11 protein-coding genes are annotated in these 13,263 nt (G+C 53.3%); 6 read left to right on the forward strand and 5 right to left on the reverse strand.

Annotated elements, in window-relative coordinates; translation table 11 throughout:
* Window positions 1-32 precede the first annotated feature (32 nt).
* From JI741_RS20900 to JI741_RS20920, 5 genes are all read left to right on the forward strand, one after another.
* Window positions 33-920: a dienelactone hydrolase family protein gene (locus JI741_RS20900; RefSeq protein WP_202013102.1), complete on the forward strand. Its 888-nt coding sequence runs from the start codon at window positions 33-35 to the stop codon at window positions 918-920.
* Window positions 921-1,041: 121 nt separating this feature from the next.
* A complete protein-coding gene (locus JI741_RS20905) occupies window positions 1,042-2,682 on the forward strand; it encodes a carboxylesterase/lipase family protein (protein WP_202013103.1) in 1,641 nt (546 codons plus the stop codon).
* Window positions 2,683-2,783: 101 nt separating this feature from the next.
* Entirely contained in the window at window positions 2,784-4,361 is a 1,578-nt protein-coding gene (locus JI741_RS20910; RefSeq protein ID WP_439647553.1) for a carboxylesterase/lipase family protein, read from the forward strand.
* A 101-nt stretch (window positions 4,362-4,462) separates the two neighbouring features.
* Window positions 4,463-5,002 carry a DinB family protein gene (locus JI741_RS20915; RefSeq protein WP_202013107.1) on the forward strand — a complete coding sequence of 180 codons (540 nt, stop codon included), beginning with the start codon at window positions 4,463-4,465 and terminating at the stop codon, window positions 5,000-5,002.
* A gap of 312 nt (window positions 5,003-5,314) precedes the next feature.
* Window positions 5,315-5,482: a hypothetical protein gene (locus JI741_RS20920; protein ID WP_202013108.1), complete on the forward strand. Its 168-nt coding sequence runs from the start codon at window positions 5,315-5,317 to the stop codon at window positions 5,480-5,482.
* On the opposite strand, the gene JI741_RS20925 is transcribed toward JI741_RS20920, so the two are convergent.
* The 4 genes from JI741_RS20925 to JI741_RS20940 form a co-directional block, all read right to left on the reverse strand.
* Window positions 5,452-6,450 carry a Gfo/Idh/MocA family protein gene (locus JI741_RS20925; RefSeq protein WP_202013110.1) on the reverse strand — a complete coding sequence of 333 codons (999 nt, stop codon included), beginning with the start codon at window positions 6,448-6,450 and terminating at the stop codon, window positions 5,452-5,454. The genes JI741_RS20920 and JI741_RS20925 overlap by 31 nt on opposite strands.
* Before the next feature lie 24 nt (window positions 6,451-6,474).
* Window positions 6,475-7,539 carry a dihydrodipicolinate synthase family protein gene (locus JI741_RS20930; RefSeq protein ID WP_202013112.1) on the reverse strand — a complete coding sequence of 355 codons (1,065 nt, stop codon included), beginning with the start codon at window positions 7,537-7,539 and terminating at the stop codon, window positions 6,475-6,477.
* Between the two features lie 175 nt (window positions 7,540-7,714).
* Window positions 7,715-10,276 (reverse strand): T9SS type B sorting domain-containing protein, encoded by a 2,562-nt coding sequence (locus JI741_RS20935; RefSeq protein WP_202013114.1) that lies wholly within the window; start codon window positions 10,274-10,276, stop codon window positions 7,715-7,717.
* 247 nt (window positions 10,277-10,523) lie between these two features.
* Window positions 10,524-11,090 carry a C40 family peptidase gene (locus tag JI741_RS20940; protein WP_202013116.1) on the reverse strand — a complete coding sequence of 189 codons (567 nt, stop codon included), beginning with the start codon at window positions 11,088-11,090 and terminating at the stop codon, window positions 10,524-10,526.
* 560 nt (window positions 11,091-11,650) lie between these two features.
* On the opposite strand from JI741_RS20940, the gene JI741_RS20945 reads away from it, so the two are divergent.
* Window positions 11,651-12,178, forward strand: coding sequence for a GNAT family N-acetyltransferase (locus tag JI741_RS20945; protein ID WP_202013118.1), 528 nt, complete (start codon window positions 11,651-11,653; stop codon window positions 12,176-12,178).
* A gap of 6 nt (window positions 12,179-12,184) precedes the next feature.
* On the opposite strand, the gene JI741_RS20950 is transcribed toward JI741_RS20945, so the two are convergent.
* On the reverse strand, window positions 12,185-13,186 hold the full coding sequence (locus JI741_RS20950; protein WP_202013120.1) for an LLM class flavin-dependent oxidoreductase: 1,002 nt from the start codon (window positions 13,184-13,186) through the stop codon (window positions 12,185-12,187).
* Between the last annotated feature and the right edge of the window lie 77 nt (window positions 13,187-13,263).

A 13,263-nucleotide genomic window follows, 5' to 3' on the forward strand; every position in this document is an offset into this window, starting at 1 on the left:
TACATTGAATCACCAAACAATCCCCATCTCCTATGAGCACCATAAAAAAAGAAGACATCAAACAAGAAGTATTCGACCTATACGACGACTACGCGCACAACCGCATTGACCGGCGTGACTTTGTGCAAAAGCTTTCTACCTATGCCGTGGGCGGCGTCACGGTAGCATCGCTCATGAGCTTCCTCATGCCCGACTATAAGGGTGCCATCCAGATCGGCCCCAACGATCCGCGGTTGAAATCAGAGTTCATCACCTATCCATCACCAAAAGGTGCGGGCACCATCAAGGCGTTGTTGTCGAAGCCTGCCGATGCAAAAGGAAAACTGGGGGGCATTGTAGTGGTGCACGAAAACCGGGGACTTAATCCCCACATCGAAGACGTGGCACGACGCGCGGCACTCGCGGGGTTCATCACTATTGCACCCGACATGCTCACGCCGCTGGGCGGCTATCCGGGCAACGACGATCAGGGCCGCGAACTGCAAAGCAAGCGCGACCGCAATGAAATGCTCGAAGACTTTATTGCTGCCTACGACTACCTGAAAGCAAACAAAGACTGCAACGGAAAAATCGGTGTGGTGGGCTTCTGCTTTGGCGGCTGGATTGCCAACATGATGGCCGTGCGCATCCCCACGTTGTCGGCAGCGGTGCCGTTCTATGGTGGCCAACCCACAGCCGAAGATGTTCCCAAAATCAATGCCCCGCTCCTGCTCCACTATGGCGAACTCGACACCCGCGTGAACGAAGGCTGGCCTGCCTATGAAGCCGCTCTTAAAGCAAACAAAAAAGACTACACGGCCTATATGTATGCCAACGCCAACCACGGCTTTCACAACGACACCACGCCGCGCTACGACAAAGCGTCGGCCGAACTGGCCTGGACACGAACGATTGATTTTTTCAAACAAAAACTGAAGTAAGCATCGGTCTTCCCGACGAAAACAAGCGCCCTGGCCGCCTGTGGAAAACACCTTGGGTTAGGGAAGAAATGCTGGATTTTTCTTTATTATTGTGTATAACCAACACATTAAAGTCCAGCCTATGAAACGAACGATAACCGCTGTGGTCCTTGGAAGCCTTCTTATACTGTTCCAGGCCAGCGCGCAAAAAAATGCGGGCACGCCCATTCAGAATGGAAAAGACATTGCCGTGGTGCAAACCAACGCGGGAAAAGTGCGCGGCTATATTCACAAAGGCATCTATACCTACAAAGGCATTCCCTATGCACAGGCCAAGCGCTTCCAGGCCCCCGAAAAACCAGCGCCCTGGACCGGCGTGCGAAGCTCAATGACCTACGGCCCGGTGAGCCCCCTGCTCACCCCCACCACACAAGTGGCCGACGAAACCGAATTCCTGTTTCACCACGACTGGGGCTACACCAACGAAGACTGTCTTCGCCTCAACGTGTGGACACCCGGCATCAACGATGGTAAGAAACGTCCCGTCATGTTCTGGATTCACGGCGGCGGCTACACCGCGGGCTCTTCGCAGGAACTGCCTTCCTACGATGGTGAAGCCATCAGCCGCAAAGGCGATGTCATTCTGGTGTCCGTCAATCACAGACTTAACATTCTTGGATTTCTGGATCTGTCGGAATATGGCGATAAGTATAAAGGCTCTGCCAACGCCAGCTTCCTCGATCTGGTGGCCGCGTTGCAATGGGTGAAAGACAACATCTCAAACTTTGGTGGTGATCCCAACAACGTCACCATCTTCGGGCAATCGGGTGGGGGTGGCAAGGTGTCCACGCTCATGAGCTCACCCCAGGCCAAAGGACTCTTTCACAAAGCCATTGTGCAAAGCGGTGTGTGGTCCGACTTTCAGGACAACCTCATTTCGAAGCGCATCGGCTCGGCTGTGTTGAACGAGCTGGGCATCATTCCCTCGCGCATCGACTCCATCGAAAAAGTGCCCTACGAAAAACTTGTGGCCGCGGGCAACAAAGCGCTTCAGAAAGTTCGCGACCAACTGGCTGCCGAAGGAAAACCCGTGGGCTTTGGCCTGCGCTTTGGTTGGACGCCAACGTTGGATAGCCAGTTCCTGAAGGACCAGATGACCGATGCCAAAGCCCTTGCCCTCTCGGCCAACATTCCCCTGCTGATCGGCTCCACAAAAAACGAATTCATGGCCTCCCTCCGGAATCCGGATTTGCGAACCGGAACCGCTGAGCAAGTGAAAGCCTACCTGCAAAAACAATGGGGCGACAAAACCGAAGCCTACATCGCCGCCGTGAAAAAGTCCTATCCCAACGACACACGCCCCAGCGACCTGGCCGACATCGACGGCTTTTTCCGTCCGGGCATGGTGGCCGAAGCCAATGCTAAAGCAGCCAGCGGCACAGCACCCGTCTACATGTATCTGTTCACCTGGCAGTCGCCCATTTTCGACGGCGAATACAAAGCCCTGCACTGCATGGAAATTCCCTTCACCATGAACAACATTGCGCGCTGCGAAGAAATGACGGGCGGCGGCAAAGAAGCCTATGTGCTGGCCGACAAGATGAGCCAGTCGTGGATAAACTTCGCCACCACCGGCGACCCCAACCACAAAGGGTTGCCCGCATGGCCCAAATATACCGAAGCCGTAGGCGCCACCATGATGTTCGACAACGTACCGGCCATACGCAACCACCCCGACAAAGACATTCTTGCCGTGACGGCCAGCACACCTCCCCGCTTCTGATCCACCACGCATAAACCCCATTGCCCATGAAGACCAACCGCAGAAAATTTATTCAGAACGCCGGCCTCAGTGCAGCCGCGCTGGGCCTGGCACCACAGGCCATGGCATCGCTTGCCCGCGACGGTGCCGACAAAGACGGACAGGTGTTATTCATCGGAGACAACATCGCCATCGCCAACACCACCAACGGCAAAGTGAAAGGCTTCATCCTTCGCGGCATCCATACCTATCTCGGCATTCCCTATGGCGCCGACACATCGGGCGCCAACCGTTTCATGCCACCACAGAAACCAAAACCGTGGACCGAAGTATTGCCCACGGTGTGGTGGGGCAACACGGCCCCGCAGAACATGGAGAAGCGCTACGCAAACACCTACGCTTCCTTCGCAGACCATTGGAACTACGACGACGTGAGCGAAGACTGCCTGAAGCTGAACGTGTGGACACCGGCCCTCAACGACGGTAAGAAACGCCCCGTGATGGTGTGGCTTCACGGTGGCGGCTACACCAACGGCAACGCTATTGAACAGGATGGCTACAGCGGCGAAAACTTTTCGCGCAAAGGCGACACCGTGTTTGTGTCGATCAACCACCGGCTCGGCCCCATGGGCTACGCACACTTTGGCGCCGCAGGCGAAAAGTTTGCCGCCTCCGGAAATGTGGGCATGCTCGATTGTGTGGCGGCGCTGGAATGGGTGCGCGACAACATCGTCAACTTTGGCGGCGACCCGGGCAACGTCACCATCATGGGCCAATCGGGTGGTGGCGCAAAAGTTTGCGTGCTCACCGCGATGCCCGCGGCAAAAGGACTTTTTCACAAAGCTGTGGCGCTGAGTGGATCGTCGTTGAAGGCTGTTGAAAAAGCCAACGCAGAAAAGCTGGCGTCCTATGTGCTCACCGAAGCAGGCCTCACCTACAACGACATGGACAAGCTGCAGCAAATGCCCTGGAAGCAATATTATGAATTTGCATCACGGGCCCTCACCAAATATCGTGAAGACATGAAGCTGCCCATGTTTGGTGGCGGCGGTGGTTTTGCTCCCGTGGTAGACGGAACGTATCTGCCACAGCATCCCTACAACGGGGAGCCTGCCGCGGCGGCGGCCAACGTGCCCATGCTCATCTGCTCCACCTTCAACGAGCAATCACCAAGCCGCACCGATGCCACACTCGAAACCATCGACATGGCCGGTGTGAAAACAAAACTCAAAGATCGTTTCGGCGACAAAACCGGAGACATTGTGGATGCCTATGCCAAAACATTCCCCGACAAACGTCCCATCGAAATCTGGTCGATGATTGCCAGCAACCGGCAAAACGCAATCGCACTTGCCGATGCCAAATCGAAACAAACACCGGGTGTGTATCTGGCCTGGTTCGGATGGCAGCCACCGCTGTTCGACAATCGCATGCGCGCCTTTCACTGTGCCGACATCTGCTTCTGGTTCGCGAACACCGACCTCATGCTCACGCACACGGGCGGCGGCGCACGACCACGCAAGCTCTCCACCAAAATGACGGACGCGCTGTTAAACTTCATGCGCACCGGCAACCCCAACGGCGGCACACTGCCGCGCTGGCCAACCTACACCAGCACCAACGGCGAGACCATGATCCTGGACGACACCTGTGTGGTGAAAAACGATCCCGATCGCGAAGCACGCAAAGCTCTGGCCTGAGCTGCAAACACGGAGGGCATCCGGAAACTCCGGGTGCCCTTCGTGTTTATCATCGGGCATTGGTACTTGAAAATTTACACGACAAAGAATATCTTCAAGGCATGATCAACGCCATCAGGGAAAGTTTGTGGACTCAATTCGGAGCCAGCATCGACATGCTCGAAAACGCCATTGCACAATGGCCCGACGAACGCTGGCACACCCACAAAAAATTCTTCTACATGGCCTATCACTGCCTGATCTTTCTGGACTATTATCTCACCGTTCCATACCAGGAATTTTCAGGCCCCCTACCCTACGCCCTCGCCCAATCCGAAGATGCCATAGACCCCGAAGCCCTCGACGATGTGGTGCCCGATCAAATTTATAGCAAACAAGAATTATTGGACTATCTGCAAGCCAGCCGCGAAAAATGCAGGCAGCTCATTGGCGGATTGACCGAAGAGAAAATCGTGAATCAACGCTGGATCAACGAAGCGGAAAACCGAAACTATGCGTTACTCGAAATTCTGCTCTACAACATGCGGCATGTGCAACACCATGCGGCCCAGCTAAATATGCTTCTGCGAAAAGAAATCAACAACGCACCGCGATGGGTTTCGCGGGCCAAAGACGCTTTGCAGCATAAAAATTCCGACTAACCACGCCCGGCCTAAACGCGTCTTCTTTCAGAACCGAGAGCTGGGGCAATTCCAGCGCGTCCAGCCTCAACTACATGCGCCCCATCTGGAAGAAGCTGAACGACATGCACTGCAACACCGTGCTCACGCCCGTGTATTCGGAACTGATGGAGCCATTGTTCGTGCTATGTTCCCGCGTGGATTAAAAAAAGACTACAACACCTACACGCGCGCACATGACAAAAACGGAAAGCCACAGGAAATACTTTCACCCTTCAGCGCTGCCAAAATCTTCAAGCCGACACCGATGCGTTTCGCGCCTTGCTCAAACACGTGAAGGGAAAAGATGCTGCGCGGCAAACGGTGATCATGATACAAGTGGAAAACGAAATCGGTATGTTGCCCAGCGCCCGCGACCATCATCCCGAAACCACAAAGGCGTTTCATCAAAACGTGACCCAACCGCAGATTCAACACCAGTTTGGCGGCTGCGGCGTATAGGCCACCCCAACTTGACGACAGATCTCGTCCATGGTCTGGCTTAGCAACAGCGTGAAGTCGAGCGGCATCAACGTGCTTTCTTTTGCACCGCGATCCAAACACGCCAACACTTCCTGTATCTGAAACTCAAATCCGTTTCCGCTGTAGCCTACATCAATCTGCACAGGCGGTTCATTGAACTTGTGCAGCGAGATGGTCTTGGTTTCATACCAGAAAGGATGAAGGCTCAGCGTGCCTTCGGTGCCAATCACTTCGGCCGCGATGGGCGTGTGCACGATGTTTGACGAAAGCATGCTGCCAATCTTTCCACTGTTGTAATAGAGCAACGCACTGGCCAGATCGTCGGCCCCGGTCTCGGCAAGGTGACCCACCGACGTTATCTGATCGGGTTTGCCCAGCAGAAGAAGAATGAGAAACAAAGGATAGATGCCGATGTCGAGAACGGAGCCGGCACCAAGTTTCAGATCGTATACACGGCTTGTGGGGTCGAACGCAAACTGATCGCCAAAGTCGCCGCGCACACACTTCACATCGCCGATCGCCCCGGCCTGCACCAGCTCAAGCACTTTGAGCGTGGCGGGCATGAAACGGGTCCACATGGCCTCCATCAAAAACGTGTTGTTGGCACGTGCAGCCTGCACCATCTTCAACGCGCTGGCATAGTTCACCGTCATGGGCTTTTCGCACAACACGGGCTTCTTGTGTTCGAGGCAAAGCAGCGTCTGGGCTTCGTGGAAAGAATGCGGCGTGGCAATGTAGACAATGTCTACCGCGGGATCTTCCACCAGCGACCGGTAGCTTTCATACACCACCCGTGCGCTATACTTCGCCGCAAACTCTTCGGCCCGAAGCTGATCGCGCGACGCCACCGCATAGATGGACGAGCCGGGAACATTCCGAACCGCGTCGGCAAAACGATGGGCAATTTTTCCGGGTCCGAGTATGCCCCATTTATACGTTCGTGTCATGCCTGCGATCTGCGGAGTTTTAGTTTAGAATTTAGCCGGCATCCCCAACCGCTCCTGCCATTGCAGAAACGATGCGTAAACGCCATCGAGTGTTTGTTTATCGGATGCCGAAAGCAGGGTCTTGGTGGTTCTGGAAACCGGCTCGATGGGCAATCCCCGTTTCTGAAGAAAATATTTGGCACTGTTCGGATACACGTTCGAGATGATGGCATCGGCGCGCGTAAGCTCCGACTGCAACCACTTCACATCTTCCTGCTTGTCGGGGTTGTTCACGTTCTTGCACATCCAGCCAAAAATATCGGGATAAAAATTTCCGGCAATGGCCGACATGCCCCTTGCGCCCGCTTGCAGCGAATACATGGTGTTTGGCGTGTGTGCGTCATAAAATTCAAGTTTGCTGCCTTTAGCAACGGCGAGCTTTGCCTTGACCTTATCCAGGTCGAGGTTGGTGTCTTTGTGATAGACAAACCGGTTGGTGTCAAGCAAAAACTTGAGCGTGGCCGGTGTGAGCACGCGCTTGTAGGGCGACGGACATTCATATGTTCCCAGGGGAATATTGCCCGTGAGTTTCAAAAATTTTTCAACGTTCTTCTTAAACACATCGTCGTTCTCGTCTTCCTTGGCAAAGTGACTGGTGATGAGAATGACGGCATTGACGCCGGTATCATACATCCGTTTGGTGAAGGCCGCACGTTCTTCGATCGACTCACCAAACGATCCGGTAGCCACCACGGGCATGGCACCATTCACCTGCTTCACCACGTGGCGCACCAGGGCAATGCGTTCTTCAGGGTCAAGCTGATACATTTCGCTGCTGAGACAGTTTGAAAAGAAACCTTTCACACCGCAGTTGCGATAAAATTCGATGAGCTTGGTGAGGGCTGTGTAGTCAATTTTCAGATCGGGCGTAAAGGGCGTAAGCATTACCGGAACAAACTTCTTTTCGTCGCCGGCAAACACCGTTGTTCCTGCATCGGCCAGGCCGGGTTGCAATGCATTTGAAAAGGCTTCCAGGCTTACGTGCGACAAAGATGTCAACACGGCTACCTTGCGCAGGAAGCTTCTTCGGTTAGATCCTTCATCTTTCATGGGTGTAGTTTTTTATTAACCGAAGGTATCACGTTTTATCGCCTTGAAGGAATTGTGGCGCCACTATTTACGCGTCAGCACAAACCTTTATCCGTGATTTGAGGAAAGATAAATGCAAAATGAGGAATGCGTTGCGCCGCGATGAGCCTCCAGGATTTCCCGAAAGGAACGGATCCTAATGAATCAAATGAATCATCCCTTTTTGATCGGGAATGCACTTGCCGTGCAGCGCATAGAAGTAGATGCCCGTGCTGAGCGTTGTTTGCGGCCAGTTGTTTTCGTAGACCGATGTGGCAAAGACGCGTTCTCCCCAGCGGTTGTAGATGGCCAGGGAAGCATCCTGAACGTTGTCGGGCAACAGGAAGTAGTCATTCTTTTTGTCGCCGTTGGGTGTGATCACGTTGGGAATAATAATGTCGCCGGGATCTTTTATGGTCACCAGCACGTCGTCTTGTGTTGTGCCGCAGGCGTTGGTCACCGCGACACCATAGGTGCCCGGCTGCTCTATGGGCAACGTTGCCTGCGCGCTGCCATCCGACCACTGCACCGTTTCGCCCGGCTTGGCGGTGTAGGCCAACTGCACCGCTTTTCCATCGCATAGCTTCTGATCGTCGCCCAGGTCAACCACCGGCAGCGGCTTCAGCGTTACCTTGACAACATCTGTTTTAGTGGTGCACCCATTCGAAACGCTAATACCATAAACACCTTCGCCGGTTACGGTCATGGCCGCGCTGGTGTTGCCATCGGACCATTGAATGGTTTCTCCCGGCGCCACGGCATACTGCAACACCACGTCCTTTCCGGCACACAATGCAATGTCGTCGCCAAGGTCGACAACCGGTGTAGGTTTGATCGATACGGTCGCCGTGTCGATCAGCGTCTGACAAGCATTGGACACCTTCACCCAATAAGAACCTGCCGTGCTCACTGTTTTCGTTGTCGCCGTGCTTCCGTCATTCCATTGATAGGTGGCATCTGCGAAGTAAGGAAGATTCCAGGACACAGCACTGCCCGGGCAGATGAGCTGATCGTTGCCGAGCGAGAATGCCATAGGCGCGCGACGGAATATTTCAATTTCAGCACGCACGGTATTGCCTTGCCAGGTAACATCGACCCAATATTTGCCGGGCTCCGAAACTTCAATTGTGTTGTTGTTGCTGCCCGTGCTCCACACAAATTGTGCATTGCAACGCGCGCCGGGCGTGAGCACAACCTTTTCGCCAGGGCACAGGGTCACGTCGGCCCCCAGCGAAACAATGTTCGTAGGCGGTGTTGGTGGTGTGGAGCCACCCGCATCGGGCGACGGATTAATGCCTAATGATGCGATGACCATCGAGACCTCATCGTCAGTGATGTCTGTTGTTCCAATCGTGGTGGTGCCTCCAGGGATCGGCATAAAAACCATGGCCCACACGTTGTCGCCACGATCCAGTTCGATGTTCCAGAAGATGGCGTCCGACGTGCCCGTCACAAAGCGGGCACATTCCACGGTAGTCAGATCGTTTGACAACGTGGCAATGAACGAATCGCTGGCCGTGCCCAGTTTTGTTGAGGTATAGGGACCGATGGTCAACACGCTGCTGTAGTAGTAGGCTGCCAGCAACACGCGTCCCTCACTGTCAACTTCCACCTGCGTGCCCGCATCGAACGCTGTGTCGCCAAAGGAACGCGCCGCGATTGGATTGCCATCGGGATCTATTTTTGCCACGAACACATCTGCACCGCCCGCACCCGAAATGCTGATCGGCCCAAACCGGGTGCCCGCATCATAAAAGCGGCCCGACACAAAAATGTTATCATCGCCATCCACGGCCACACCATAGCCGCCCTGGTCCACACCACCTTCACTTTCGCGAACCCAGAGCGCGTCTCCATCGGCATCAAGCTTCATGAGAAAGAAATTTTCAGATATGGTGAAACTGTGAACCACCAGACCATCCACCGAAATCTCGGGCGAGTTGAAATATCCCGTAAACACAATGTTATTCTGTGAATCGGTTTTAACATCGAGAATATAATCATACGCATTGCCATCGCCGCCCACGCCCTGCGTCCAGGCGACCGTGCCATTAGGCCGTATGGCCGCGATAAACGAATCATAGCCCCCTTCAATCTGCACCGCCGATCCCGTTATTACCGGCACCCCGCCCATGGTGACATCGGGACTTCCAAGTCCCGGTGTAACACCGCTGCGCTCCACAAAAGTTGACGCCAGAATGATGTTGCCGTTGGGCGAAATGGTGAGACCAGACGGTCCCTCGTCGTCGGCCCCGGTGGAGCTCGTGGCCCACAGCGGAACGCCATCGCTCGAATAGTTCACTACGAAAATATCGGAACGGCCTGTATTAGGAATGGTGATGCAATCAAAGGTGGCGGGGCCGCCATAGAATGTGCCGGCCACCACAATGTTGTGCTGCGCATCCACTTCAATCTCGGAAGCGTAGATGTGTGGAGCGGTCGGATTCTTGGCCCACACAAGCGAAAAGTTCTTGTCGAACTTGGCTATGAACGCCCCGTTTCCATCCGTTGAAACCGGGAACGTATAGGGCCCGATCGTGAAGTCATCAATGTAATAGCTGCCGGCCACATACGTGTTGTCGAATGGGTCGCGTGCCACGTCGTCTATCTGGGCGTTCTTGTAGTAGATCAGTTTTTCCCAGTCATTGCATTGCGCGACGCACGCCAGGGAACATAACAAACAGGCAAAACAAAAAAGAAAGCGACGGATCGTGAACATCGAATGCGTAGAATTAAAACAACTGGCAACCATTACCCGAATCACCGACAAAGCCAGATGCGCAAACATACTAAATCCCGAAACAGGCAGGAACGCGCTGTAGGTTTTTTGAAACTATTCGAGTTTTTGAAGAATGGGAGCTCGCAGACTCAACCGTAATCAATTCAATTCCGGGTCCGACAAAAGAATCTGAATTCGACAGTCATTCACAACATAGCCACCGTGGCACTCAGAAGCCTATCGAAGATTACTCAAACAACCGCACCACTTTTATGAAACGTTCTTTGTAGTGTTTGTTCAATTCCGTCTCCGTCACGCTATGAGCCTTTCCGGAAGAGGCATGAAGAAACACCACGCTGTCGCAGCCCTGGGTGATGACGATGCCCATGTGCCCCACGCGACGGACTTTGCTGTTGGTACCCGTGAACAGTATGAGATCGCCGGGCATGGCTTCTTGCAATTCGATGGTTCTGCCCACATGCGTGAAGTCGACGGAACTGCGGGGAACCTGTATGCTGAAGTGCTTGAACACATAGTGCACAAAGCCCGAACAATCAAATCCTGTTTTCGGACTGGCGCTGGCATATTTGTAGCGTGTGCCTTTCAGCGTCTGCGCAAAAGAGATAAGGTCGATGGGATTTGTATCGCCTGTGGGGATAACTTTTCCTTTCGGTTTTAACGCAACGCTATCGGCATGCGCCGTACGGGTTATCGTTGTCAAGGACGGCACGGGGCGATCGAATTGCTCTTTCACAACACCTGGAAAGAGAGAGACAAAGGGAAGCAATACATGGAAGGCCAGAGCTTTGAACATCCTGCAAAAATAACAATAAACCGTAGATCTAAAAAACGGCCTAAATCATGTCCACAAGTGGAAAAATCATCCAGACAATGCATGATGCGCCGTCGAATTGACAATTTGCCCGGTTAATTTTTTGCTGAATTGCGATGTTCTGATTCGTAAAAATAGCAGCCACACCGTTGCTCTGGAAATATTTTCTTCCCTCTGGTCAGCAACAACCAGTTTCGTTACAAAAGCCTATAGCACCGATCTTATTTGAACCGATAATACCTTGCTTAAATTGGATACGACAACCTTACTCATCAGAAACACATACCCTATGTTGCGTGAGCGTGACTACACTAACTACAAAAAAATATTCTTAATTGTTCGCCGACAAGAAGAGTGAATGCCGACGATCCTCGCAAACAACTCAGGCGTTCGTTAGCGCAAAGACGATCGATGAATGAGTTCCGATCATCTGTTTTACAAATCCTCCACAACTTGAAACATTTCCATCTGGTCACCGTGTTATCCCTATCGAAGACTACCGACACAACCCGGATTGAATCCCCCACCCTAACCCACGCGCGATGCCAACCCTCTCCGAAGTTCGAAACACTGAAATGAACGACCTGCCCTTCATCTTCACACTCTTCGACCACTCCATTCTATACCAGGAAAAGAAAGGCTTTCCCGTGTGGCGTGACTACGATCAAAACGCCATCCGCGCAGACATCGGAAACAGAAATCAATACAAAATCGCGATCGACTCAACCATAGCCATCGTCTTCAGCACCGGCTATCGCGACAAAATCATCTGGCGCCAGCACGACACCGGCGACGCGCTCTATCTTCATCGCATCGTGGTGAACCCCACGTTCAAAGGGCAAAAGCTTTTTGGATTGATCGTGCAATGGGCAAAAGAACACATTAAACAAAGAGGTTTGAGAAGCATCCGAATGGACACCTGGGCCACAAACCCCACCATCATAGACTATTATAAAACCTTCGGCTTCCGGGTTGTTGAAAACTACACAACACCCGATAGTTCAGAACTGCCGGTGCACAATCGAAACCTGGCACTCACACTTTTGGAATACAACGCATCAAAAGACTAACACACATCATCGCACCACGGGCGCCACTTTCGCAGCAAACGTTTCTATTCCCTTCATCACATCCGAAAACGACTGTCCTCCCACATCAATCTGTCCCACATAGCGGACAGCGCCAAGGTGCTCCTTCACGTACATGATCTTGTCAACTACTTCCTGCGGACTTGCGGCAAAGAGCGACCCGTGCGACGAACACATGTGCCGGTATTGATCCATCGGCATGGCTTGTCTGAACAACGGTTCGAGATAGGCCGAGTAGTAGGGATAAAATTCCTGAAATGCATGCTTCGATTCACTAATATGCAAATGCGAAAACACAGCGAGTTTCATGGACTCTTCTGCACGTCCGCTCTGCAACCATGCCTGCCGGTAGATGGACGCGATGTGCGCATAGTTTGGCAGCGTGCTTCCAAGCACCGGAATCACCACGGGATAGCCGAGCGCCGCAGCCCGCGACACACTGCCCGGCGATCCTGCACCAATCCACACGGGAAGTTTTGGCTGCGACGGCCGCGGTGCAATCTCAGCATCGTAAAGCGCAGGCCTGAATTTTCCTTTCCAGGTAACGCGCTCGTTTGCATTGAGCTTTTCAAAAAGCATGAGCTTCTCTATGAACAACGCGTCATAGTCGTTGGTATCAAACCCAAACAACGGAAAATTATCAGTGAATGCGCCACGGCCAAAAATGAGTTCAACGCGTCCGTTAGAAATCAGATCGGCCGTGGCAAATTCCTGAAACGTTCGCACGGGGTCGGCAGTACTCAAAAGCGTGGTAGCGCTGGTGAGGCGCAATCGTTTTGTAACAGCGGCCATGGCTGCGAGTGTGGTGGCCGTGGCAGAGTTCACATAGCGAAGACCGTGATGTTCGCCCACACCAAGGATGTCGAGCCCGGCATCGTCGGCCAGTCGCGCCATCTCCAGCATTTGATTCATGCGCTCTTGCGCCGTGGCCGTCTTGCCCGTCTTCACATTGCGCACCAGATCGCCGAATGTATAAATACCTAACTCCATATCAGTACTGCTCGCGCGCGCAAAGACACGCTTGCTTATAGACTATAAACCACCAACTCCCACGCCGCTTTCACCAA

The sequence above is a fragment of the Chryseolinea lacunae genome (assembly GCF_016735595.1).
Lineage (GTDB): Bacteria > Bacteroidota > Bacteroidia > Cytophagales > Cyclobacteriaceae > Chryseolinea > Chryseolinea lacunae.